This is a genomic window from Amycolatopsis sp. NPDC051128, assembly GCF_040682715.1.
GTDB lineage: Bacteria > Actinomycetota > Actinomycetes > Mycobacteriales > Pseudonocardiaceae > Amycolatopsis.
In genome coordinates, this window is sequence record NZ_JBFBBN010000059.1 from 32094 (window position 1) to 54866 (window position 22773).

At 70.9% G+C, this 22773-nt stretch carries 20 protein-coding genes and 2 tRNA genes; 12 read left to right on the forward strand and 10 right to left on the reverse strand.

Translation table 11 applies throughout. From position 1 onward, the window contains the following. Positions 1-122: 122 nt before the first annotated feature. The gene (locus AB0M82_RS39090) at positions 123-3032 is read right to left on the reverse strand and encodes an AAA family ATPase (RefSeq protein WP_364733404.1); all 2910 of its coding nucleotides are present in this window, start codon (positions 3030-3032) and stop codon (positions 123-125) included. 497 nt (positions 3033-3529) lie between these two features. Here AB0M82_RS39090 and AB0M82_RS39095 point away from each other — a divergent pair, with 497 nt between their 5' ends. Continuing rightward, positions 3530-4633, forward strand: a complete 1104-nt coding sequence (locus tag AB0M82_RS39095) for a S1 family peptidase (protein ID WP_364733407.1) — start codon at positions 3530-3532, stop codon at positions 4631-4633. 107 nt (positions 4634-4740) lie between these two features. On the opposite strand, the gene AB0M82_RS39100 is transcribed toward AB0M82_RS39095, so the two are convergent. The 3 genes from AB0M82_RS39100 to AB0M82_RS39110 form a co-directional block, all read right to left on the reverse strand. Then, entirely contained in the window at positions 4741-5145 is a 405-nt protein-coding gene (locus AB0M82_RS39100; RefSeq protein WP_364733410.1) for an SsgA family sporulation/cell division regulator, read from the reverse strand. Between the two features lie 153 nt (positions 5146-5298). Beyond that, positions 5299-6561 (reverse strand): MFS transporter, encoded by a 1263-nt coding sequence (locus tag AB0M82_RS39105; protein WP_364733413.1) that lies wholly within the window; start codon positions 6559-6561, stop codon positions 5299-5301. A 38-nt stretch (positions 6562-6599) separates the two neighbouring features. Beyond that, positions 6600-7073: an Lrp/AsnC family transcriptional regulator gene (locus tag AB0M82_RS39110; RefSeq protein ID WP_364733415.1), complete on the reverse strand. Its 474-nt coding sequence runs from the start codon at positions 7071-7073 to the stop codon at positions 6600-6602. Between the two features lie 201 nt (positions 7074-7274). On the opposite strand from AB0M82_RS39110, the gene AB0M82_RS39115 reads away from it, so the two are divergent. Beyond that, positions 7275-8270, forward strand: a complete 996-nt coding sequence (locus tag AB0M82_RS39115) for a beta-ketoacyl-ACP synthase III (RefSeq protein ID WP_364733417.1) — start codon at positions 7275-7277, stop codon at positions 8268-8270. On the opposite strand, the gene AB0M82_RS39120 is transcribed toward AB0M82_RS39115, so the two are convergent. Next, positions 8258-9754 (reverse strand): adenylate/guanylate cyclase domain-containing protein, encoded by a 1497-nt coding sequence (locus AB0M82_RS39120; RefSeq protein WP_364733420.1) that lies wholly within the window; start codon positions 9752-9754, stop codon positions 8258-8260. The genes AB0M82_RS39115 and AB0M82_RS39120 overlap by 13 nt on opposite strands. A 57-nt stretch (positions 9755-9811) precedes the next feature. Between AB0M82_RS39120 and AB0M82_RS39125 the strand changes: the two genes are divergently transcribed. Further along, positions 9812-10222: an FBP domain-containing protein gene (locus tag AB0M82_RS39125; RefSeq protein ID WP_364733423.1), complete on the forward strand. Its 411-nt coding sequence runs from the start codon at positions 9812-9814 to the stop codon at positions 10220-10222. Here AB0M82_RS39125 and AB0M82_RS39130 read toward each other — a convergent pair. Continuing rightward, the gene (locus AB0M82_RS39130; RefSeq protein ID WP_364733426.1) at positions 10143-10955 is read right to left on the reverse strand and encodes a class I SAM-dependent methyltransferase; all 813 of its coding nucleotides are present in this window, start codon (positions 10953-10955) and stop codon (positions 10143-10145) included. The genes AB0M82_RS39125 and AB0M82_RS39130 overlap by 80 nt on opposite strands. A 36-nt stretch (positions 10956-10991) precedes the next feature. Continuing rightward, positions 10992-11681 (reverse strand): FadR/GntR family transcriptional regulator, encoded by a 690-nt coding sequence (locus tag AB0M82_RS39135; protein ID WP_364733429.1) that lies wholly within the window; start codon positions 11679-11681, stop codon positions 10992-10994. Between the two features lie 43 nt (positions 11682-11724). On the opposite strand from AB0M82_RS39135, the gene AB0M82_RS39140 reads away from it, so the two are divergent. The 3 genes from AB0M82_RS39140 (at position 11725) to AB0M82_RS39150 (ending at position 13332) form a co-directional block, all read left to right on the forward strand. Continuing rightward, positions 11725-12351 (forward strand): GNAT family N-acetyltransferase, encoded by a 627-nt coding sequence (locus AB0M82_RS39140; RefSeq protein WP_364733432.1) that lies wholly within the window; start codon positions 11725-11727, stop codon positions 12349-12351. A gap of 51 nt (positions 12352-12402) precedes the next feature. Next, positions 12403-12489 (forward strand): hypothetical protein, encoded by an 87-nt coding sequence (locus tag AB0M82_RS39145; protein ID WP_364733478.1) that lies wholly within the window; start codon positions 12403-12405, stop codon positions 12487-12489. Positions 12490-12558: 69 nt separating this feature from the next. After that, positions 12559-13332, forward strand: coding sequence for a sulfite exporter TauE/SafE family protein (locus AB0M82_RS39150; protein ID WP_364733435.1), 774 nt, complete (start codon positions 12559-12561; stop codon positions 13330-13332). Here the strand turns inward: AB0M82_RS39150 and hisC are convergent. Further along, entirely contained in the window at positions 13322-14377 is a 1056-nt protein-coding gene (gene hisC, locus AB0M82_RS39155) for a histidinol-phosphate transaminase (protein WP_364733437.1), read from the reverse strand. The two genes, AB0M82_RS39150 and hisC, sit on opposite strands and share 11 nt — an antisense overlap. A gap of 146 nt (positions 14378-14523) precedes the next feature. Between hisC and AB0M82_RS39160 the strand changes: the two genes are divergently transcribed. From AB0M82_RS39160 to AB0M82_RS39180, 5 genes are all read left to right on the forward strand, one after another. Further along, positions 14524-15153 (forward strand): dienelactone hydrolase family protein, encoded by a 630-nt coding sequence (locus AB0M82_RS39160; protein ID WP_364733440.1) that lies wholly within the window; start codon positions 14524-14526, stop codon positions 15151-15153. Positions 15154-15237: 84 nt separating this feature from the next. Then, a complete protein-coding gene (locus tag AB0M82_RS39165) occupies positions 15238-17217 on the forward strand; it encodes an acetoacetate--CoA ligase (protein WP_364733442.1) in 1980 nt (659 codons plus the stop codon). Between the two features lie 37 nt (positions 17218-17254). Beyond that, positions 17255-18970, forward strand: coding sequence for a phosphatidylglycerol lysyltransferase domain-containing protein (locus AB0M82_RS39170; RefSeq protein WP_364733445.1), 1716 nt, complete (start codon positions 17255-17257; stop codon positions 18968-18970). 65 nt (positions 18971-19035) lie between these two features. Continuing rightward, positions 19036-19125: transfer RNA gene (locus tag AB0M82_RS39175), tRNA-Ser, on the forward strand. A 46-nt stretch (positions 19126-19171) separates the two neighbouring features. Then, a tRNA-Arg gene (locus AB0M82_RS39180) sits at positions 19172-19245 on the forward strand. Positions 19246-19320: 75 nt separating this feature from the next. Here AB0M82_RS39180 and AB0M82_RS39185 read toward each other — a convergent pair. Both AB0M82_RS39185 and AB0M82_RS39190 read right to left on the reverse strand, forming a co-directional pair. Beyond that, a complete protein-coding gene (locus AB0M82_RS39185) occupies positions 19321-20133 on the reverse strand; it encodes an intradiol ring-cleavage dioxygenase (protein WP_364733448.1) in 813 nt (270 codons plus the stop codon). Positions 20134-20450: 317 nt separating this feature from the next. Next, a complete protein-coding gene (locus AB0M82_RS39190; RefSeq protein ID WP_364733451.1) occupies positions 20451-20867 on the reverse strand; it encodes a hypothetical protein in 417 nt (138 codons plus the stop codon). 275 nt (positions 20868-21142) lie between these two features. Here AB0M82_RS39190 and AB0M82_RS39195 point away from each other — a divergent pair, with 275 nt between their 5' ends. Continuing rightward, entirely contained in the window at positions 21143-22771 is a 1629-nt protein-coding gene (locus tag AB0M82_RS39195; RefSeq protein ID WP_364733454.1) for a glycosyl hydrolase family 18 protein, read from the forward strand. The last annotated feature ends 2 nt before the right edge of the window (positions 22772-22773 follow it).

Sequence of the window (22773 nt, forward strand, 5' to 3'; positions counted from 1 at the left end):
AGCCCCGCCCACTTACTCTTTGCCCGCCCGCGCACGCACACACCGGACGGCCGTTATTGGCCCATTGAGGGACTCAGAGTCCCTCAATGCGACATTCACGGCCTTGGGGCAGATTGGGGGCGTTAGGAAGTTGGGGCGGTGGTGAGCTCGCGCGGGAGCTTGCGGGCGACGTCTGTCCGCGAACGCGCGCCCAGCTTCCGCAGCACTTTCGCGACGTGCTGCTCCACCGTGCGCGGCGAGAGGAACAGCCCGTCCGCGATCTCGCGGTTCGTCCGGCCCTCGGCGAGCATCCGCGCCACTTCGCGTTCTCGCGGCGACAGTTCGCTCCCGTAACCCCGCCGTCCGCGTTGCGATGGCGCCCACGCGCCGTGCTCGCGCAGTTGATGGCGGCAGCGTCCGGCGTCGCGGGTGGCGCCCAGCTGTTCGTATGCCTCGGCCGCGGCGGTCAGTTCTTCGACGGCTTCGCGGTTGCCCGCGGCGAGCCGGCACATCGCGGCGTGTTCCCGCATCGCCGTCGCGGGGTAGGGCATCGGCAGCGTGGTGTAGCCCGACGCGGCTTCGTCGAACAGCGCAGCCGCGGCCAGGTGCTTGCCGCGGGCTTCGAGCAGCACCGCCCGGCCGGCCACCAGCGCGGCCGCGGCCACCGGCGCGTCGCGCCCCTCGATCCCGCGGGCGAACGCCTCGACCACGCTGTCGGCCTCGGGCCAGCGCCCGGCCCGCGCGTAGGCCTGTGCCGCCGCGGGGACCAGCGCGGCCGCCCAGATCCAGACGCCCTTGCGCCCGGCCGCGGCCACGGCGGTGTCGGCCGCCGCGCACGCGCCGTCGACGTCGTCGGTCGCGAGCAGCACCGTGATCAGCACCCCGGCGGCCGACAGCACCACCGGGACCGGGCCGCGGTCCGGTGCGTGCACGCTCGCCGCGGCCAGGTGGCGCTGCGCGGCGGCGAACTCCCCGCGCACCGCGGCGAGTCCCCCGAGCACCAGCGAAGACTCCATGACGATCGGGCCGAGCTCCGGGTAGCTGTCGCGTAGCTGCTCGGCGGCTTCGGCGAGGCCGGCCCAGCGGCCGCGCACCCAGTCCAGCCGGACACGCGTGCCCTGGATCAGGCCGATCGCGTACAACGCGCCCGCGTCGGTCGCGCGCCGGACGCCCTCGGTCACCAGCCGCTCCGCGCGGTCGAGGTGGCCCGCCCACGACTGGCCGTCGGCGAGGTTGCACCACAGCCGGGCCAGCTGGACGCGCTCGGCGACCGTGCCGATGGTGTCCGACAGCGCTTCGAACTCCGCCCACGCCGAGCCGTCGCCGACGTGCGACGCGGCCGCGATGCGGTCGACGGTCAGCGCGAGCCGCAGCTCGGGGTCGTCCAGCCGCTCGTACACCTCGCCCGCCCGGGCGCGCCAGGATTCGTGCCACGCCAACGGGGTCAGCCCGTCGATCGGCTGGGCCAGCAGCGTGATCCCGCGGGCGGCGAGGTCGGGCCGGTCGGTCAGCTCGCCGATCGCGCGCTCGACTTCGAGCCGGCCGCGGCCGAGCCCGCCGATGGTCCGGACCTGCAGCATGCCGAGGCTCAGCCGGATCGAGCCGCGGACCGACGGCGGCAGCGCCACCTCTTCGAGGACGCGCTCCAGTGTCCCGATCACGTCGGGGCGGAAGCCGCGGAGCGCGACCTGGCTCAGCTTGCCCGCCACGCGCCCGATGTCGGACTGCGTGGGGCCGGGCTCGGCGAGCACGGACTGCAGGAGGTCGATCGCCCGGGACGTTTCGCCGCGGGTGATCGCCTCGTCGGCGGCCGCTTCGGCGTAGTGCCGCCACTGGTCGACGCGCCCCGCGGCGCGGGAGTGCCGGGCCAGCAGGGTGAGCGGCGGGGACGGCTGCGCGGCGAGCACGCGGATCGCCTGCGCGTGCAGCGACGCGCGTTCGGGTCCGCTCACCGTGTCGTAGACCGCCTTGCGCGCCAGCGGGTGCCGGAAGCCGTACTTGCCGTCGCCGACTTCGCCGAGCACGCCACCGGCCAAGGCGGTCAGCAGCGCGCCGCGGAGGGCGTCGTCCGAGAGCCCGGCGAGTTCGCCGAGCACGGCGGCGTCGGCGCCGACGCCGAGAACGGCGGCCGCGCCGGCGAGCCGGACGGCCGGCCCGGGCAGCGCGGAAAGCCGTTCGGTGACGGCTTCCCGCAGCAGCACCGGCACTTCGAGGTTTTCGAGCAGCCGGTCGGACAGGACCTCACCGACGGGGAGCCGCTCGGCCGCTTCCTTCAGCGCCCGCAGGGTTTCTTCGACCACGAACGGGATCCCGGCGGTGCACTCGTGCAGCTTCGCGGCGAACTCGTCGGTGACCCGGGGCAGTTCGAGGATTTCGACGGCCAGCTCGCGCACGGCGGCGACGTCGAGCGCGCCCAGCGCGACGCGCGCGGAATGCACCGCGGCATCGGTCCGGAACGGGGCGCCGAGCGGCCCGGGGCGGATGTCGGTGGTCGACCGGTAGGTGGCGACCACCGCCAGCTCCGGCGGCATGGCACCGGCGAGGAACCGCATGAGGTCGCGGGTGTCCTCGTCGGCCCATTGGAGGTCGTCGATCAGCACGAGCGCCGGGCCGCACGCCTGGAGGAGCTCTCGTACCGCGCGGAACACGCGATGGCGCTCGGCGACCGGGTCGGGGAGCGGTTCGGGGCGCGGAGGAAGCGCTTCCGCGAGTTCCGGCAGCAAGGGTCGCAGCACACCCGCGACGGGGCTCAGTGGACCGAGGGGCACGTCGCCCACCGCGCGAAGCGCTTCCAGGACGGGTCCGTAGGGGAACGGTTCCCGCAGCGGCTGGCAGGCGCCGGTGAGCACGCGCCCGCCGGCGAACTCCTTGCGCCGCCCGATCTCGGCGAGCAGCCGGGTCCGGCCCATGCCGGGCTCGCCTTCGATCAGCACCGCGGCCGGGCGCCGCCGGAGCACGCCGACGATGGCGTCGAGCTCGGCGTCGCGGCCCGTCAGGCGCACTGGTCCGGACCGGACGGACACCGAAGTGGGGCGGGGAGCGGTCAGCCACATATGACCTCCTCGACGCACCGGTCACCCTGGGGGCCAGGGGCTCACCCCCCGGCTGGTGTCCGGGGCTCGGCCCCAGGCACTGCGCCGGAGCCTAAGCAGCGTTGATCCGTCCGTAAACCTTTAACCGAATAGGTACCCGGAGGAGTGCTCACGCGTCCGCCTACCCGCCGTCACCGGTTTGCTGGCGGAACCGGTGGCAAGGGGTCACGAGGCGTGCGAAACCGCGGGTTATCGCACGTTCGAGCGTCGCTTAACGCGTTCGTGCGCTGAGCGTGACTACTGAAAGTAATTCACAGAAACCCTACTTACGGACCTGTCCGACTGGGTGACGGCCGGGCTTGAGTCCGGCTGGAGCACGGGATTCGTCCGCGGGGAATGCGTATACCCATTCGCCGGGCGCCCGGATTGCACCGTAACGCCCACTGCGGGGACCCTCACCCGAGGGAGTATCACTGCGTGGCCAGCCCAAAGCCGCGCGTAACCACCTAGGGAGAAGCATGAAGATCGCCAGACTTCTCGGTGCCGCTGCCGTCGCGGTCATGACGACGGGCGCGCTCGCCGCCGTCGCCGTCCCCGCGTCGGGCCAGGACCTGCTGAACCCCGACATCGTGCCCGCCATGGAGCGCGACCTGGGTCTGACCCACGACCAGGCGCTCACGCGGCTGAAGACCGAGGACGTCGCGAACAAGGTCACCGAGGCCGTCAGCGCGGCGCTCGGGGACGCGTTCGGTGGCGCGACCTACAACGCCGCCACGGGCAAGGCGCACATCGCCACGACGAACGCCGCGCTGGTCGGCAAGATCCGCGAAGCCGGCGCGGAAGCGGAAGTCGTGAAGTTCAGCGCCCGGCAGCTCAACTCCACAGTGGACACCTTGAACGCCGCCGACAAGGCGGCCCCCGCGGCGATCACCGGCTGGGGCGTCGACGACGCCACCAACCGCGTCACCCTCGACGTGCTGCAGGGCCAGCGCGCCGCCGCGGACGCGTTCCTCGCCAAGTCCGGTGTGGACTCCTCCGCGGTGACGATCCGCGAAACGGCGTCGAAGCCGACCACCTACGCCAACGTCCGCGGTGGCGACGCCTACTACATCGGCGGGTCGTCGCGCTGCTCGGTCGGGTTCTCGACGACCACCGGCTTCATGACCGCCGGCCACTGTGCCGCGCTCACCGGCGCCGGCCGGCTGACCGGCTCCAACGGCGCCGCGCTGGGTTCGTGGGGCGCCTACCGGTTCCCAGGCGCGGACTACGCGCGGGTGAACACGAACAGCAGCTGGACCCCGGTCGCCCAGATGAACAACGGGACCGCGGTGCGCGGCCAGTCGAACGCCGCGACCGGCACGTCGGTCTGCAAGGCCGGCTCGACCACCGGCTGGACCTGCGGCACCATCGGCGCCAAGAACCAGAGCGTCCGCTACGCCGAGGGCACGGTCAACGGCATGACCGCGACCAACGTCCGCTCGGCGGCCGGTGACTCGGGTGGCGGCTTCATCGCCGGCAACAACGCGCAGGGCATCCTGTCCGGCGGCAACACGTCCGTGACGTACTTCTACCCGATCGGCGCCGCCCTTTCGGCCGCCGGCGCCACCCTGAAGACCAGCTGAGTCTTCGGCTAAGTCGTTCAAAACGGCGAAAGAGCGGGTTTCGGGCGCCTCCAGCGCGCCCGAAACCCGCCCTCGTTCCCTCGCCGCGGGAATGGGAGGTTCAGGGGTCAGACGTTGCTGATCTCCTCGATCAGCCCGTCGACGTCGAAGTGCGCGCTCTCCTCGCCCAGCGGCACCAGCTGGTAGGACGCCTCGAGGAACGCCCGGACGTCCTCGTACTCCAGCTCGAACGACGCGTAGCCGTCCGGTGACTCGATTTCGAGGGTGAGGAACTCTTCGTCGTCGGACAGGTCCGGGCGGATCCGGACGTCGCCGAGGCCGCACGGCTCGTCGAGGCCGGCCACGAGGAGGTCGCGCGCGAAGGTCCATTCGATCCACCGGCCGCGCTCCGTCCGGAACGCCACGGTGACCGCGAAGGGCTCGTAGGCCTGGTAGGAGAGGCGCGACAGGACGGGCGTGGTGCTCTCGTTCAGCAACACGAACTGGCTCTGGTGTACGGCGTCGGTGTGCACGGCCCCTCCTGGAGTCTCGCAGTGGTTCGCGGCGGCGAACTGTTCGCCATGGAGATGAGCAGGGCCTTCGGCCATGACGGAGAAACTCTCACGTTCACTTGATCGGTTGCATCCGTCCACTGTGGTGTAACACCGGACGCGTACCTCTTGCGCTCACCCGGCGACGGATGGTGACGGCTCGCGCAGGGCGGCCGGCAGGTTCTTCCGTAACCCGAGCAGTGCCGGGACGGCTGCCGCGCAGATAAGCGCGAGTACCGACCAGGTCAGTGCGTTGCTCACGCTGAGCGTGACGGCCAGGAGGCCCGGCGCGAGCGCCACCGGCAGGCCCCACGAGAGCTGGAAGATCGAGCTGGCACGGCCTTCGGCGCCCGGCGCGGCGGCCGCGGCCGCCGCCGCGGTGCCGGTCGGCCCGAACATCGCCTCGGCGACGGAGAAGCCGAGACTGGTCACGAGGATCAACCCCGTCGCAACTTGCAGAGGGACGATTTCCAACGGGATGAGCAGGGCGAAGCAAACCGCGAACAACACCGCGGCGCCGATCAGCGCCGCCGTCCGGCTGCGACCGGCCAGCCGCGCGACGATCGGGCGCTGGCCCGTGACGACGACCACCGTGCCGAGGGTGATCGCGGTCCCGGCGATCCACTGTGGACCGTGCAGCAGATCGCGCACGACGATCGGCAGCACCGCGAACTTGCTCGCGCTGGCGAGCGTGAACGCCATGTGGGTGACGCAGAACCCCATGAACGGCCGGTCGCCGAGCACGGCGCGCCAGGTCGTCGGCCGGGGTTTCCGCGCGGCGGGGCGCCCGACGGCCTCGGGACCGCCGGCCGAGGCCACTCCCGGTTCGCGGGTGCCCGCCACTTTGTCCCGCGGGAGCAACCCCATCAACACGGCCGCGACCGCGAAGCTCCCCGCGTTCACGTACGCCAGTGCGTGGAAAGCCGCCTGGCTGCTGATCGTCGGCAACACGGCGGTCGCCGCCGCGCCGGCCCCGGCGCCGGCGAACCGGCCGACGGTCTGCGTGGCCAGCACGCGGTCGGTGTCCCGGCCTTCGGTGAGGCGGACGACCATCGGCGCGTTGCACGTCCAGAACAGCCGGTCACCGAACCCGGCCACCAGCGAGACCACGAGCACCTGCCAGCCGGTGTGCACGAGCGGATAGGCGCAGAAGGCGGCGAGCCGCACCAGGTTGCCGGCCACGAGCAGGGCGCGCGGCCCGAACCGGTCCATGGCCGCGCCGGTGGCCGGACCGGTCGCCAGCGCGAGCAGCGCGCCGGTGCTCAGCGACGTGCCGGCGTCGACCAGGCCCATGCCCTGGCCGTGCACGAGGAACAACAGGGCGAACGGCATCCAGAGTCCGCTGCCGAGCGCGTCGATCAAGGTCGCGGCCAGGAAGACCCGGCGATTTCGGAGCATGCTTCCCCCAGGTGGACAGCGCTCCAGGATATCGGGGCTCAGGGCTCCAGCGGCAGGTCGAGGCCCACCTTGACCCGGTCCATCGCCACGCTCGTGGTGAAGTGCCGGACGTTCGGGTTCTCGAAGAACATCCGCCGGGTGAACGCCTCGAAGCCCGTCATGTCCGGGCACGTCACGATCAGCACGAAGTCCGCGTTGCCGGTGACGTAGTAGCACTGCTGCACACAGTCGTCGGCGAGGACCTGGCGGCGGAACGCGTCCAGGACCGCGAGGTTCTCCCGCTCCATCTCGACCATGACCACGAACGTCATGCTCAGCCCGAGCGCCTCCGGCGACAGCACCGCCACCTCGCGCTCGATGACGCCCGCTTCGCGCAGCCGCTTGATCCGCCGTTGCACCGCCGCGGCCGAGAGGCCGACCTTCGCGCCGATCGTCTCGGCGATGGTGCGGGCGTCCGCCTGGAGGCAGGCGAGGATCGCGATGTCCAGCTGGTCGAGGTCGGGTGTCTGCACCCCAGCAGGCTATCCGGGACCCCCGACGATTCGCCGCGCGCGCACTGCTCCGTGACGTCGCTCACTACTCCGCTCGGAGCGAAGATGAAACAACTTTTTGAGTGACCTGGAACACAACTGACCGGTCTACCAGGGGGTAGCGCATAGAAGTGGAAGACCAGCCGGTCGCTCGCCAACCCGCCGGCGTGGGGAGGCTCTCCCGTGCCCGCACCTGCCGCCGTGTTGACCGGTCTCGGTTCGTGGTTGCCGACGAAAGTCCTGGACAACCACGAGATCGCGACCCGGCTCGACACCTCGGACGAGTGGATCCGGACCCGCACCGGGATCCGGGAACGCCGCGTCGCCGGGCCCGGTGAGTCCACTGTGGATCTGGCGGTCGGGGCGGGCCGCAGGGCACTGGCTTCGGCCGGCACGAGCGCCGACGCCGTCGTCCTCGCCACCGCCACGCCCGATCAGCCCTGCCCGGCCAGCGCGCCGCAGGTCGCCGCCCGGCTCGGGCTCGGCACGGCCGCGGCGTTCGACGTCAACGCCGTCTGCAGCGGCTTCGTCTACGCGCTGGCGACGGCCGCGGGGTTCATCGCGGGCGGCCTGGCCGAACGCGTGCTGGTGATCGGCGCCGACACCTTCACCACGCTCATCGACCCCGGCGACCGCACCACCGTCCCGATCTTCGGCGACGGCGCGGGCGCGGTGGTCCTGCGGGCCGGCGACGCCGGCGAGCCCGGCGCGCTCGGGCCGTTCGACCTGCACAGCGAGGGCGAGCACGCCGAGCTGCTCTGGGTCGAGGCCGGCGGCGCGCGACGGCGGCTCTCGGACGACCCGGGTGACCGTTTTCTCGCGATGCAGGGCACCGCGGTGTTCCGGCACGCCTGCGCGCGGATGGCGGAGTCGTCGCGGGCGGTCCTGGCGCGCGCGGGCTGGATGGTCGGCGACGTCGACCGCTTCGTCGGGCACCAGGCGAACATCCGGATCCTCCAGGCGACGGCGAAGCAGCTCGGCATGCCGGCCGACGCCGTCGTCGCCAACATCGACCGGGTCGGCAACACCAGTGCCGCGTCCATCCCGCTCGCGCTGGCCGACGCCCGCGCCGACGGCACCCTCGTGCCCGGCCACCGCGTCCTGCTCAGCGCGTTCGGCGCGGGCCTGACCTGGGGCTCGACGGTGCTGCGCTGGCCGGAGCTGGGTCAGCCGGCCTGAGGGGCGGTCGTCCAGGTAGGCGTCGCCTCCTGGCGGCCGCGCAGCTCCAGCTCGCCGTGCTTCGCCCAGTAGGCGCCTTCGCTCGGCAACGCCGCGGAGACGACGGCGTCGCTGGCGAGGATCCGTGACGGCACCGCCTTGGCCAGTTCGGTCAGCCGGGCGGCCTCGTTGACCGCGTCCCCGATCACGGTGTATTCGAGCCGGCTGCTGGTGCCGAGCTGGCCGGCGAAGACCGGGCCGCTCGAGACGCCGATGCCGAGGTCGAGCTCGCCGGCCTCGCGCACCACGTCCCGGATCGCGCGGGCCGCGGCCAGTGCGGCGGTGGGCGCGTCCGCGAGCCGTGTCGGCGCGCCGAAGACGCACAACGCGGCATCGCCCTGGAACTTGTTGACCAGACCGCCGCGGCTGTTCACCGCGGAGACGACGACGGCGAACAGCCGGTTCAGCTTCCCGACCAGTTCCTCCGGCGGGGTGCGGTAGGCCAGCGCGGTCGAGTCGACGACGTCGACGAACAACGCCGTGACCTCGCGGACGTCGCCGGAGAGGGACGCGCCGTACTCCAGCGCGTGCCGGGCGACGTCGGCGCCGACGTGCCTGCCGAACAGGTCCCGCATCCGCGCCTGCTCGCGCAGCCCGGCGGCGAGCTGGTTCACCGACGTCTGGAGCAGGCCGATCTCGCTGGAGTCGTCGACGTCGACCGCGACGCCGGTGTCGCCGCGCGCGATCTCGTCGAGCGCCACGCGCAGCCGGTGCAGCGGCGCCGCGACCGCCCTGGCCAGCAGCGCGGTGCCGATCGCGCCGACGACCAGGCCGATCACCGACAGCATGATCAGGCTCGCGGTGTGGTCGCCCGAGCCGAGGTCCGGCGGCGTGGCGATGAGCAGCACGCCCACGAACGGGACGCCGCTGGCCAGCGCCCAGGTGACGATCAGCCGGGTGAGCACGGTGACCGGCAGCGAGCCGCGCGGCGGCAGGACCGCCAGCGCGAGCGTCATCACCGGCCGCGCCACCCACTCGGCCGCGAGGTAGGTGAGCCCGACGGTGGTGAGCCCGCCGAGCCCGATCACCGTCGCCATGCCGGCGGCGTCGTCGTTCGAGCCGAGCACCCCGGCGAGCACGGTGAGGACGACGGTGCCGATCAGCCAGAGCGTGCCGCTGACCACGGCCATGTCGACCGGCAGGCGAAGCGCGCGCCTCGCCTCGCTCTCCGACGGCGGGCGGCCGAGCACGAACCAGATCGCGGTGCGGCGCTGCAGCCACGCCGTCCACAGTGTCCCGGCGAGCAGCGCCACCGCGACGATGCCGGCCGCGGTCAGGCCGAGCACCCAGCCGTGGTCGCCGACGTCGTTCGGCAGGCCCTGCAGCAGCAGGAGCAGCGCGACCACGCCGGAGCCGGCGACGCTGGAGCCGACGCCCAGCCCGGCGAAGCCCAGGCTGGTGCGCAACACCACCCGGAACCTCCCCAGCTCGGCGTTCGTGCGCACGGGGATGATCGTACGGGCGAAAATGCCGTCAACTGCACCCGCGGCGAGGCCAAGGGCGTGACGCTGCCTGCCCGGCCCGAGGAAATCCCCTGGGACAAGCGGGAGTTCCTCGGCTGGCGCGACCCGAAGGCGCCTGGGCGCGCCTACCTCGTGCTGCCGTACGGCGGCGAGGTGATCGGGCTCGCCCTGCGCGCCGCTCCGGCCCCGAAGTCCCGGCTGCGCAGCAACATCTGCGGCTTCTGCACCACGACCCACGGGCTCGCCGACATCACGCTGTTCTCCGGCAAGCGCGCCGGGAAGTCCGGCCGCGAAGGCAACACGCTGCGGAACGTCTCACGCGGATGGAGGAGAAGCTGCACAAGTTCGTGGCGCGCGTGCTGGAGTCCCGTCAGAAGCGGTAGCGCACGATGTGCGCCGTCCGGGCCAGGACCGGGAAGACCTTCAGCATGCGCAGCTGGAACCGCGTAACCGGCCCCAGCCTGGCCAGCACCTCCGGCGTCGCCCAGTGTGCGGCGTCCAATGAGGACTCACACGTGAGGCCGTAGCGCTCGAGTTCGCGCGGGTCGTCGATGCCCCAGTACAGCGTCGCGCCCGCCTTGCGCACCGGCGCGTTGAGCTTCTGGATCTTGATGGCGGTCCGGTTGAAGAGGTCGCAGATCAGCTCGCCCGAGGGGAACTTCGCGGCCAGCCGGCGGACCAGTTCGGTGCCGGTCTCGGGTGTCAGGTACATCGTGAGGCCTTCGGCGACGATCAGCGTCGGCCGGTCCGAAGGCACCTGGTCGAGCCACTCGAAGTCGGTCACCGACGAGCCGATGTTCGTCCGGTTCGGCGCCTGGGCGTACAGCTTTTCGCGCAGCTCGACGACCTCGGGGTAGTCGACGTCGTACCAGTGCACGGTCGGCGCCGGGGCCAGGCGCTCGAACCGCGTGTCCATGCCGCAGCCCAGGTGCAGCACGATCGCGTCCGGGTGTTCGCGCAGGTACTCGGCGGCCCAGTCGTCGATCGGCTTCGCCCGCAGGACGACCGACACCGCCCGGTCGCGGGAGATGCCGATCTTGGTGAAGTCGTAGTCGATCTGGCGGACGGCGTCGTCCGCCGCCTTGTCGCCGAGGATCGGGTCGGCGCTGCGGTAGTCGAGCGCGCGGCCGTACAGCGTGGCCAGGTTGGTGGCTTTCTCTTCGGTGAAGTGGACCTTCTCCATCACGACCCCCAAAAGTTTCACAATGTTGTGAAAATTCTAGCGCGTTTCGGGGTGCGCGGCGAAGTCGTGGGCGTAAGTTTTGGCGTCGACCAGGTGCTTGAGGGTCAGCTCACGGGCCGCGCCCGGATCGGACCGGCGGATGGCGTCGAGGATGGCCCGGTGGTCGTCGACGGCCTTGCGGATCTGCCCGGGCAGCCGCAGCGCGGCCCGGCGCTCCTCGCCGACCAGGGCGAGGACCGACCGCAGCAGCCCGGCGACGTCGTCGTTGCCCGCGTTCTGCGCGATCACCCGGTGGAACTCGGCGTCGGTGGCGATGACGCGCAGCATGTCCCCGTCCTCGGCGGCTCGCGCCATCTCCGCGACGTTGTCCTCGAGCCGGCTCAGGACTTTGGGGGGCGCATGCCCCGCCAGCCGGCCGGCCAGGGTCGGCTCGACCGTCGCGCGCAGGTCGAACAGCTTCTCGACGAGCTGGTCGTGCTCGGTGAACCAGGTCCGCAGCGGCTGGTCCTGATGTTCGCGGACGTAGGTGCCGGAGCCGGCGCGGATCTGCACGTAACCGATGGAGGCCAGGACGCGCAACGCCTGCCGCAGCGACCCCCGGCTGATGCCGAGCTCCTCGCACAGCACGCGTTCGGCGGGCAGCCTGCTCCCCGGTGCCAGCTCGCCGGAGTCGATCAGCAACCGCAGGCGGTCGACGGTCGCGCTCCAGACCTGCTCACTGTCCACGGGCTCATCCTCTCAGCTCGCGGAACTGTCGGGGGTGGCTGCCATGATCGTGGACGTGGAGATCTTGGCGGCGTGGGTACGGGGCTGGGCGGTGTCGCGAGCGGCACCACCGCCGATCGACGAGCCGGACGGCCACCGCGTCGACGTGGGGTTGCCCGGGCACCGGGTGCGTTATCTGCTGCGGACGCCGTCGACGGTGGCCCGGCGGGCCCGCACGGTCGCGGCACCTGGCACGTGGCTCAAGACGTGCGGCGCACGCGACGCCGTCCTGGCGGGTCTCACCCCGGCGTGGCAGGCGGGAGAGACGGAGTACCTGATGGCCTTCGACGGCGCCCTTCCCGAGGCCGAGGTCCCGGCGCCGTACTCGGTGGCGGTGACCGGCGACGGGCCGGTGTGGGAGGTGGCCGTGTCTTCCGGCGGAGTCCCGGCGGCGCGCGGCTCGGTCGCGGTCGCCTCGGGCGTCGCGGTGTTCGACCGGATCGTCACCGAGCCGGACCACCGGCGCCGCGGGCTCGGCCGGGTGGTGATGCACCAGCTGGGCGTCGCGGCCGGGGCGCGGTCGAGCGTGCTGCTGGCCTCGGCGGCGGGCCGAGGGCTCTACGGCTCGCTCGGCTGGCGCGTGGTGTCCGACGTCGTCCCCGCCCACGTACCCGAAGGAGAACCGGCGTGACAGCGCGGTTCAAGGACCTCGCCCGCGGAGAAGGGGCCGCTGGGAGCCACGCTGCTTCGCGAACGCGGTGGCGACATCGAGTGGGATCTGCCGGCTGATCCGGAGGGCAACGAGTTCTGCGTCTTCGCGCCGCGGTGAGTGTCTGACCAGACACATCTGCGTCGCGGGACCGCCCCACGATGCTTAGGCTCCAAACGTGAATGCTTCATGACGTGGTGGCACGCGGTGATCATCGTGATCGCCGGGATCTGGGCGGGCACCATCAACGCCGTGGTCGGTTCGGGGACCCTCGTGACGTTCCCCGTGCTGGTCGCGCTGGGCTATCCGCCGGTGACGGCGACGACGTCCAACGCCATCGGCCTGGCGCCGGGCACCGTCAGCGGCGCGTGGGGCTACCGGCACGAACTCAAGGGCTACTGGCGGCAGATCGCGAAGTTCGCCGCCGCGTCCTTCCTCGGGGCCATCGGCGGCACCATCCTGCTGCTTTCCCTGCCGAAGGACGCCTTCGAAGCCGTTGTCCCCGTGCTGGTCGCGCTGGCCGTGATCCTCGTGATCGTCCAGCCCAAGGTGTCGAGGTGGGTCGCGAAGCGCCGCGAAGAGAACGGCGAAGAGCACAAAGCCGGGCCGCTGCTGATGTTCTTCATCTTCCTCATCGGCATCTACGGCGGGTACTTCACCGCCGCGCAGGGCGTGATGCTGATGGCCGTGATGGGGATGCTGCTGTCGGAGCCGCTGCAGAAGCTCAACGGCGTGAAGAACGTCCTCGCCGCCGTCGTGAACGTCGTCGCCGGGGTGATCTACGCGTTCGTCGCGCCGATCAGCTGGCCCGTCGTGCTGTGGCTGGCCGTCGGCTCCACCGCCGGCGGCTTTCTCGGCGCGAAGATCGGCCGGAGGCTGCCGCCGGCGGTGTTGCGCGGCGTGATCGTGGTGATCGGCGTCGCCGCCGTGATCCAGCTGGTGGTCAAGCAGTTCAGCGGGTGAAGTCCCGTGCCGCGGCCAGGAAGAGGTCGTTCTCTTCGCGGGTCCCGATGGTCACGCGCACGCCGTCGCCGGCGAACGGGCGCACCACCAGCTTGCGGTCCAGCGCGTGCTCGGCGAACGGCACCGCCTGGTCACCCAGCGGCAGCCAGACGAAGTTCGCCTGCGTGTCGGGCACCCGGTAACCCGCTTCCAGCAGCGCGTCCCGCACCCGCCCGCGTTCGGCGACGATCTCCTGGCAGCGCTCCAGGAGCTCGTCCGCCGCGTCGAGCGACGCCATCGCGGCGACCTGGGCCAGCATGTTCACCGAGAAGGCGACGTACACCTGGCGAAGCGCGTCCGCGATCGGTTCCGGCGCGACCGCGTAACCGACGCGAAGGCCCGCGAGGCCGTACGCCTTCGAGAACGTGCGAAGCACCATGACGTTCGACCGCGTGCGGGTGTACTCGACGCCGTCGGGCACCTCGGGGTCGGTGACGAACTCCTTGTACGCCTCGTCCAGCACGACGAGCACGTGCTCGGGAACGGCGGCCATGAACCGCTCCAGCTCGGCGCGGCGCACCGCCGTCCCGGTCGGGTTGTTGGGGTTGCAGACGAAGACCACGCGCGTCCGGTCGGTGATCGCCGCGAGCATCGCGTCGAGGTCGAGCTCCTGGCCGTCGGTGATCGGGACCTTCACCGGAACGGCGTTCGCGACCTGCGTGACGATCGGGTAAGCCTCGAACGAGCGCCAGCCGAAGATGACCTCGTCGCCGGGGGCGCACACGGCCTGGATCGTCTGCTGGCACAGCGATACCGAGCCACAGCCGATCGCGACCCGCGCCACCGGCACGTCCAGCTCGCGCGCCAGCCGCTCACGCAGCACCTGCGAACCGGTGTCCGGGTAACGGTTGATGGAGGCCGCGGCCTCGGCGATCGCTCGCGTGACGCTCGGCAGCGCGCCACCGGGCACCTCGTTGCTCGCCAGCTTGATCGCACCTTCGATCGTCCGGCCGGGGACGTATTTTGGCAACGATTCGAGATCGGCACGCGGGGACACGGACGGCATCTTCGGCGCTCCTGGAAATCGACGGGACGACCCGGTCACCGTATCTTTTCCGCCCACCGCGCCGCGACTCCCTTCAGGCGGTATGTGAGCGGGTGACCTGCGACACTGGGTTCCTCCCGTTCATCTGGAAGTGATTGAGTGACGCAATGACGTCGACCAGCTCCCTGGACTACCAGCGCACCGACGGCCGAGCCCTGCGCCTGACCTTCTCGGAACCCGAAGGCGCGCTTCGCGGCGGCTTGGTGGTCCTGCACGAGGCGGACGGCGTCACCGACGGCGTGAAACTGCTGCTCGCCAGTCTCGCCACGGAAGGCTGGCTGACCGTCACCCCGCACCTCGAAAACGAGCGCCTCACGCAGCAGGACCTGCTCGACGCGACGGACCTGACCCTCGCCTGGCTCGTCGAGCGCGGCGTCGAGGCCGACCTGCTCGGCGTGATGGGCTTCGACCTCGGCGGCACCGCGGCGCTCGTCGTCGCCTCGCACCGCAAGCTCGGCGCGGCCGTCAGCGTCGGCGGCCAGCAGGCCGCCGAACTGCCCGCGCTGGTCGAGATCGCCGGGCGGCTCACCAGCCCGTGGCTCGGCATGTACGGCGACGCCGGCGACGAGGCGGGCGGCGCCGACGTCGAGCGGCTGCGTGACGCCGCGGCGTCGGCGAAGGTCGCCACGAACGTCGTCCACTACCCGGGCGCGAACCACCGCTTCGACGCCGACCCCGGCGCGGCCGCGGAGGCCTGGCAGCGCACCCTCAACTGGTTCGACGCGCACCTCCGGTAGATGTGGGCGACCACCACCTCCCTGGCGGGTTCCGTGTGGGTTTCGACCAGGTGACTTCCTGATCCCAAGGATTAGGCTCGGAGCGTGACGCACACCGCCGACGCTCCCGAAGTCCTCTGGCGCCCTGAGCCGGGCCACGTTGCCGACACCAAGATCGAAGCCTTCCGCCAGTGGCTGCGCGCCGAGCGCGGCGTCGAGGTGGACGACTACCGCTCGCTCTGGGAGTTCTCGGTCGAACGCGGCCCGGACTTCTGGGCGGCGGTCGCGGACTTCCTCGGCGTCCGCTGGCACGACCAGCCGGGGGCGGTGCTCTCGGGCGAGATGCCGAACGCCGTCTGGTTCGAGGGCGGCACGCTGAACTACGCCGAGCACGCGCTCACCCCCGGCGTCGCGGGCGCCGCGAAGGGCGACGACGAGACGGCGGTGATCTTCCACCGCGAAGACGGCTTCGCGAACCACCTGACGTACGGCGAGCTTCGCGCGCAGGTCGCCGCGGCCCGGGCGGCGTTCCTCGAACTGGGCGTCGGCAAGGGCGACCGCGTCGTCGCGCTGGCGCCGAACTGCCCGCAGACGCTCGTCGCGTTCCTCGCCGCGGCGAGCATCGGCGCGGTCTGGTCGTCGTGCTCGCCGGACTTCGGCGTCCGCGCGGTCGCGGACCGCTTCGTGCAGATCGAGCCGAAGGTGCTCTTCGCGGTCAACGCCTACGCGTACAACGGCCGCCAGTTCGACATCCGGACGACGGTCGCCGACCTCCAGCGGAAGCTGCCGTCGCTGGCCGCGACCGTCCTCGTCGAATACGTCGGCGAAGGCCGGATGGAGGGCGCGCTCGACTGGGCCGAGCTGCTCGCGAAGCACGACGGCGCGCCGCTGCTGTTCGAGCCGGTCGAGTTCGCGCACCCGTTGTGGGTGCTCTACTCGTCCGGCACCACGGGCCTGCCGAAGGGCATCGTGCACGGCCACGGCGGCATCACGCTGGAGCACCTCAAGGCCCTCGCGCTGCAGACCGACCTCGGGCCCGGCGACCGGTTCTTCTGGTTCAGCACCACCGGCTGGATGATGTGGAACTTCCTCATCTCCGGCCTGCTGGTCGGCACGACGATCGTGCTCTACGACGGCAGCCCGGGGTACCCGGACCTGAACGCGCTCTGGCACCTGGCCGAGCAGCACCGCGTCACCTACTTCGGCACGTCGGCGCCGTTCATCCAGAGCTGCCTCAAGGCGGGCATCAAGCCCGCCGAGCGCTACGACCTGACCGGGCTGCGCGCGCTGGGCTCGACCGGCGCGCCGCTGAGCGTCGAGGGCTTCCGGTGGATCGTGAACGAGATCGGCGAGAACGTGCAGATCTGCTCGGTCTCCGGCGGCACCGACCTGTGCGCGGCGTTCGTCGCGTCGGCGCCCGACGTGCCGGTCTGGCTGGGGGAGCTGTCCTGCCCGGCGCTGGGCGCGGCGGTCAACGCGTTCGACGAAGCCGGCAACGCCGTCGTCGAGCAGGTCGGCGAACTGGTGATCACCAAGCCGATGCCGTCGATGCCGGTGTTCTTCTGGAACGACCCCGACGGCTCGCGCCTGCGCGAGGCGTACTTCGAGATGTACCCGGGACTGTGGCGCCACGGCGACTGGATCCGGCTCACCGGCCGCGGTTCGGCGGTGATCTACGGCCGCAGCGACTCGACGCTCAACCGCGGCGGCGTCCGGATGGGCACGGCGGAGTTCTACCGGGTCGTCGAGGGCTACGACGAGATCGCGGACTCCCTGGTCGTGGACACCTCGGCGGCCGGGAACGAGGACGGTCAGCTGATCTGCTTCGTCGTGCTCGCGGACGGCGTCAAGCTCGAAGACATCGAACCCGCGCTGAAGAAGGAACTCCGCAGCGCACTGTCACCGCGCCATGTACCCGATCGGTTTGTCGTGGTTTCCGAGATACCTCGTACCTTGAACGGTAAGAAGTGTGAGGTACCGGTGAAGAAGATCCTCGCCGGTGTGGCTCCTGATCGGGCCGTCAGCCGCGACGCGCTGGCCAACCCGGCGGCCTTGACGCCGTTCGTGGAGCTCGCCGGGGGGTAGATGGGGGAAACATGATCGTTCACAACGGGTTGCCCAGGTGGTGACGGGGACCAGAGCGCAGTCCACCTGGCGGGTGGCGGGAGCCACGTCCGTGGGGGTGATCACCTGGGTGACCCGGTTGGCCGGGCTGATGACGCTGGTTTCGGTCCTGGTCCCGGCCGGTCGCCGGAACCTGCGCGGGCACCTGTCGGAATGGCTGGAGCTGCCGCAGGAGGCGACGGTGGCCGCGGCGACCGTCGCGCTGGTCACCGGGGTGCTGCTGGTGTTGCTCGCCGCCGGGCTGCGCCGCCGCAAGCGGCGGGCCTGGCAGCTGGCGATCGGCGCGACGGTGCTGCTCACGGTGTCGCACATCGGCCTGAAGCACGTCTTCGGCGCCGGCCTGGTGTCGGTGGTGCTGCTGGTGGGCCTGATCGCGAACCGGCGGTACTTCGTCGCGAAGCCGGACCCGGTGGTCGGACGCTGGCGCGCGGTGCGGGTGTTCGTCCAGCTGGCGCTGGCCGGGTTCGTGATCAACCTCATCCTGCTGTCGGCGGCGTCGCGGGCGGTGCTGGCGCCGATGAGCTTTCCGGACCGGATGGCGGAGTCGGCGCTGGCGCTGGTCGGCGTCAGCGGGCCCGCCACGTTCCGCGGCGTGTGGCTGGAGGACCTGACAGCGGCTGTCGGCCTGCTGTTCGGCCTCGCCGCGGTGCTCGTGTCGGCGTATTTCCTGCTGCGCTCGGCCGAGCCGGCGCCGCGCCTGACCGACGAGGAGGTCGCCGGGCTACGCCGGCTGCTGGAGGAGCACGGCGAGCGGGACTCGCTCGGCTACTTCGCGTTGCGGCAGGACAAGTTCGTCGTGTTCTCCCGGACCGGCAAGGCCGCGGTCACCTACCGCGTGATCGCCGGCGTGGCGCTGTGCTCGGCCGACCCGCTGGGCGACCACGAGGCGTGGCCGGGCGCGATCGAGGAGTACCTGGAGGTCTGCCGCACGGGCGGCTGGATCCCGGCGGCGATGGGCGTCTCCGAGCTCGGCGCGACGGTCTGGGCCCGGTTCGGCCTGGAGGTCCTGGAGATCGGCGACGAAGCCGTCGTCGACGCCGACGGGTTCACCCTGGAGGGCCGGGTGATGCGCGGCGTCCGTCAGGCCGCGGCCCGCACGAAGCGCGCGGGCTACAAGGTCCTGGTGCGGCGGGCGGAGGACCTGCGCGAGGGGGAGCTGGGCGAGCTGGCGACGCTGGCGGCCAACTGGCGCGACACAGACACCGAGCGCGGCTTCTCGATGGCACTGGGCCGCCTGGGCGACCGGGGCTCGGTCCTGGTCACGGCCGAGCAGGGCGGCCGCGTCCGCGGCGTGCTGCAGTTCGTGCCATGGGGCACGACAGGCCTCTCGCTGGACGTCATGCGCCGCGACCGCACGGCCGACAACGGCGTCAACGAGCTGATGATCTCGGAACTCCTGCTGGCGGCGCGTCGCTACGGCGTCGAGCAGGTGTCTTTGAACTTCGCCGCGTTCCGCGCCCTGATGGAACAGGGACAGCGCATCGGCGCGGGCCCGGTCGCCCGCATGTCGGCGAAGGTGCTGCACTTCTTTTCCCGGTGGATCCAGATCGAGACGCTCTACCGGTTCAACGCGAAGTTCCAGCCCCGCTGGGTACCCCGCTACCTGGTGTACCCGGGCGTGCGCGAACTCCCGCGGGTCGGCATAGCGACATTCGAGGCCGAAGGCCTGGGAGGCCGCTCTCCGCGCCTGCTCAGACTGCTGCGCCGGGCGTGAGGGGGGTGCTGTCGAAGGGGGTTCGAGGGGTGTGTAACCTATCTGAGCAGTGGTCGTTGGGCCCAGGAGGCTTCGCCTAGTCTGGTCTATGGCGCCGCACTGCTAATGCGGTTGGGGGTAACCCCCCCTCCCGGGTTCAAATCCCGGAGCCTCCGCTGGTACCCGGTTCGCCGGGTGCTAGGTTAGAGAACAACTGAACACGCGCCCGTAGCTCAGCTGGATAGAGCATCTGACTACGGATCAGAAGGTCAGGGGTTCGAATCCCTTCGGGCGCACGTCTGGTTGAGACGGCAATACGAGAAGCCCCCTGGTGACAGGGGGCTTCTCGCTGTTTCGGCCCGGTGCTCGGATCAGACGCTGACCGTGATCTTGGCCGTGTACCCGGTGGTGAGATCGCCGGTGACAGTGGGCATCTGACGGCTGTAGCCGTCGCGGAAGACCATGTCGTTGCTGAGGCTGATCCTTCGGTAGTTCGCGAGGCTGGTCGAATACGCCGAGGTGGCGTAGACGGTCGCGCAGTTCGCCGCGGGCAGCGCGAGCTGCGACGTCAGCCGCGGGGTGGAGCTCGCCGTCGCTTGGGCGAGGGTGTTGTAGACCTCGAAGTGGGCGTGGGGCCAGCGACCGGGGTAACAGCCGGGGAAAACGGCCTGGAAAGCGAGCGTGCCGGTGCTGTCGGCGACCTGGACGCCACGAAGGTAGTTCTGGTTCAGCTTGCCGGCGGAGTACAGGGTGTAGGCGCCGTCCTTGTCGCATTGCCAGATGTAGAGAGCGGCGCCGGCCAGCGGAGCGCAGCTGGTGGCGTCGAGGAGGGTGATCTCGTAACGCAGGGGGACGCCGGTGGCGACCCCGGTGAAGCTGCCGAAGCTCGACCGGATGTCGCTGCGGACGACGCCGCTCTGGGTCAGGATGTCGGGGCCGTTGCTGCCGTCGGCCGGGTACGGGCCTCCGATCTCCGTGGGAACCTTGCCGACACAGGCTTCCACGGCCGCGGTCGCGGCCTGGGCGCCGCCGGCGGTGATGGCCGCGACGGCCCCGCCGGCGACGAGTCCCGCCGCGCCGAGGAGCTTGAGGGCGCCCCGGCGGCTGTAAAACGTTTCCATGTCCGCGGCGAGGCCGCGGTCGAAGATGTCCGGATCGTGGTCGTGATTGTGGTGGTCTGTCATCAACGTCTCCGATGTCCGGTAACGGGAGTACAGATTCGAACGGCCACCTGGGTGCAAGCTGGGAATAAGGTAACGTTTTAATATCGCGACGATTATTTGTCGGTTTTTGAGTTGGCGCTGTGGTGTAAGAACTATTCAATTCCCGCAAATGGCTCGCAACGAAAGTCGGGTTGCGTCACATTTCTTGGCTGATCCCGAATCGTCGGCCGCGCCGTGCGGCGGCGTCGTGGCGAACCTGACCCGGCTGCGGTGCGTAACTGGACTGGACCACTTCGCGCGCAACGCCGATCACGGGTTTCGGCTGTTCGGCCGGATCCTCAGCTGTAGTCACCGCTCTCGAGACGCCGTTCGGCCTCGGCGCGCACGGTGTCCTGGTCGAACTGCCCCGCGTCCCACAGTGCCGACCGGACCGTGCCGCGGGTGCGGTAGCGCCGCATGATCTTCACGTGCGGCCGCAGGCCTACCCAGCGGCGCAGGGCGGCCCGGTTCGTCCACACCGCCAGTGACCCCGCTCGCCGGCGGACGGGATCCGCCCACAGGTAGAGCCCCACCGCGCCGGAGAGGCCGTACCAGCCCAGGCTCAACCGCGTTCCCGCCCAGGCGATGCCGGGAAGTGAGCGCAGCGAGTGCATCCGGTAGTCGGTCAGGGTCACGACCACCGGTCCGGTGGTGCGGTGCTCGGGTCCCGGCTGCCAGCGGAACCAGAACCGGGTGGGGCGTGCGGAGAAGCTCATGCCGGAAACGTAGAGGGACGATCGGCCCGGCAGAAGAGCCAAAACCGGATGACTTGCGGTGATCCAATCCGGACCGGAGGCTGCTTTGCGTCACTGGACTGGACCAGTCTGACCCTTGGACCGAGGACTGGTCTTGACCAATCGGCACTCTCCGTGGTGACACTTCCCTAATTGGTCTGGACCATATACCGTTTCCCCAACGGCACAAAACCATCGGCCTGGTCCCGCCGGCGGTGTCGCTGCCCGCCGTCCTGCACCTGGCTCAAAGGAGAGCAATGTCCAGAAAGAGATGGCACCTCCTCGGTCTGTTCACCGCGGCCGGCGCGATCGCGGTCGGTCTCGTCACCGTGCCGGCCAGCGCCGCCGGTGGCGTCAGCGCCGCGTTCAGCAAGGGCTCCGACTGGGGCACCGGCTACGAAGGCAAGTACACGATCAACAACGGCTCCGGCGCGACGCTGCCGAGCTGGACGGTCGAGTTCGACCTCCCGTCCGGCGCGAAGATCGCGTCCCTTTGGGACGGTAGCTACACCGCCGCCGGCCAGCACGTCACCGTCAAGAACACCTGGAACGGCAACGTCGCCAACGGCGGCAGCGCCAACTTCGGCTTCAACGTAGCCTACTCCGGCACCTACGCCGCTCCTTCGAACTGCAAGCTGAACGGCGGCTCCTGCGACGCCGGTGGCGGCACCCCGACCACCACGCCGACGACCCCGACGCAGCCGACGACGACCCCGACCACGCCCACCACCCCGACGACCACCACGCCGCCCCCGCCGGGCGGCCTGAAGAACGTCGGCTACTTCGTGCAGTGGGGCGTCTACGGCCGCAACTACCACGTCAAGAACATCGAAACCTCGGGCTCGGCGAGCAAGCTGACCCACATCAACTACGCGTTCGGCAACGTCAAGAACGGCCAGTGCACGGCGAACGACGACCCGTACGCCGACTACCAGAAGACCTACGACGCCGCGGGCAGCGTCGACGGCGTCGCCGACACCTGGGACCAGCCGGTGGCCGGCAACTTCAACCAGCTGCGGAAGCTGAAGAAGCTGCACCCCGGCCTGAAGGTGATCTGGTCGTTCGGCGGCTGGACCTACTCCGGCGGCTTCGGCCAGGCCGCGCAGAACGCCGCCGCGTTCGCGCAGTCCTGCTACAACCTGCTCAAGGACCCGCGCTGGGCGGACATCTGGGACGGCATCGACATCGACTGGGAGTACCCCAACGCGTGTGGCCTGTCCTGTGACACCAGCGGCGCCGCGGCCTACAAGAACCTGATGTCCGCGCTGCGGGCCAAGTTCGGCTCGTCGTTCCTGGTCACCTCGGCCATCTCCGCCGACGGCAGCAGCGGCGGCAAGCTCGACGTCGCCGACTACGCCGGCGCCGCGCCGTACGTCGACTGGTTCAACGTGATGACCTACGACTACTTCGGCGCCTGGGCCGCGCAGGGCCCGACCGCCCCGCACTCGCCGCTGACCAGCTTCGCCGGCATTCCCACGCAGGGCTTCTACTCCGACGCGGCGATCCAGAAGCTCAAGAGCAAGGGCGTCCCGGCGCACAAGCTGCTGCTGGGCATCGGGTTCTACGGCCGCGGCTGGACCGGCGTCACGCAGAGCACGCCGGGCGGCACCGCGACCGGCCCGGCGCCCGGCACCTACGAGCAGGGCATCGAGGACTACAAGGTCCTCAAGAACACCTGCCCGTCGACCGGCACGATCGCCGGCACCGCCTACGCCAAGTGCGGCAGCAACTGGTGGAGCTACGACACCCCGTCGACCATCGGCGGCAAGATGTCCTACGCCAAGACCCAGGGTCTCGGTGGCGCCTTCTTCTGGGAGCTGACCGGCGACACGAGCAACGGCGAGCTCATCTCCGCCATGCGCACCGGACTGTCCCGAAAGGAGTGACC

Excerpts from the sequence above, each read along its gene's own strand:
- AB0M82_RS39095 (WP_364733407.1), top strand. The coding sequence starts at position 3,530 with ATGAAGATCGCCAGACTTCTCGGTGCCGCTGCCGTCGCGGTCATGACG.
- AB0M82_RS39195 (WP_364733454.1), top strand. The coding sequence starts at position 21,143 with ATGTCCAGAAAGAGATGGCACCTCCTCGGTCTGTTCACCGCGGCCGGC.
- AB0M82_RS39140 (WP_364733432.1), top strand. The coding sequence starts at position 11,725 with ATGATCGTGGACGTGGAGATCTTGGCGGCGTGGGTACGGGGCTGGGCG.
- AB0M82_RS39105 (WP_364733413.1), bottom strand. The coding sequence starts at position 6,561 with ATGCTCCGAAATCGCCGGGTCTTCCTGGCCGCGACCTTGATCGACGCG.
- AB0M82_RS39185 (WP_364733448.1), bottom strand. The coding sequence starts at position 20,133 with ATGACAGACCACCACAATCACGACCACGATCCGGACATCTTCGACCGC.
- AB0M82_RS39150 (WP_364733435.1), top strand. The coding sequence starts at position 12,559 with ATGACGTGGTGGCACGCGGTGATCATCGTGATCGCCGGGATCTGGGCG.
- hisC (WP_364733437.1), bottom strand. The coding sequence starts at position 14,377 with ATGCCGTCCGTGTCCCCGCGTGCCGATCTCGAATCGTTGCCAAAATAC.
- AB0M82_RS39090 (WP_364733404.1), bottom strand. The coding sequence starts at position 3,032 with ATGTGGCTGACCGCTCCCCGCCCCACTTCGGTGTCCGTCCGGTCCGGA.
- AB0M82_RS39130 (WP_364733426.1), bottom strand. The coding sequence starts at position 10,955 with ATGGAGAAGGTCCACTTCACCGAAGAGAAAGCCACCAACCTGGCCACG.
- AB0M82_RS39190 (WP_364733451.1), bottom strand. The coding sequence starts at position 20,867 with ATGAGCTTCTCCGCACGCCCCACCCGGTTCTGGTTCCGCTGGCAGCCG.
- AB0M82_RS39160 (WP_364733440.1), top strand. The coding sequence starts at position 14,524 with ATGACGTCGACCAGCTCCCTGGACTACCAGCGCACCGACGGCCGAGCC.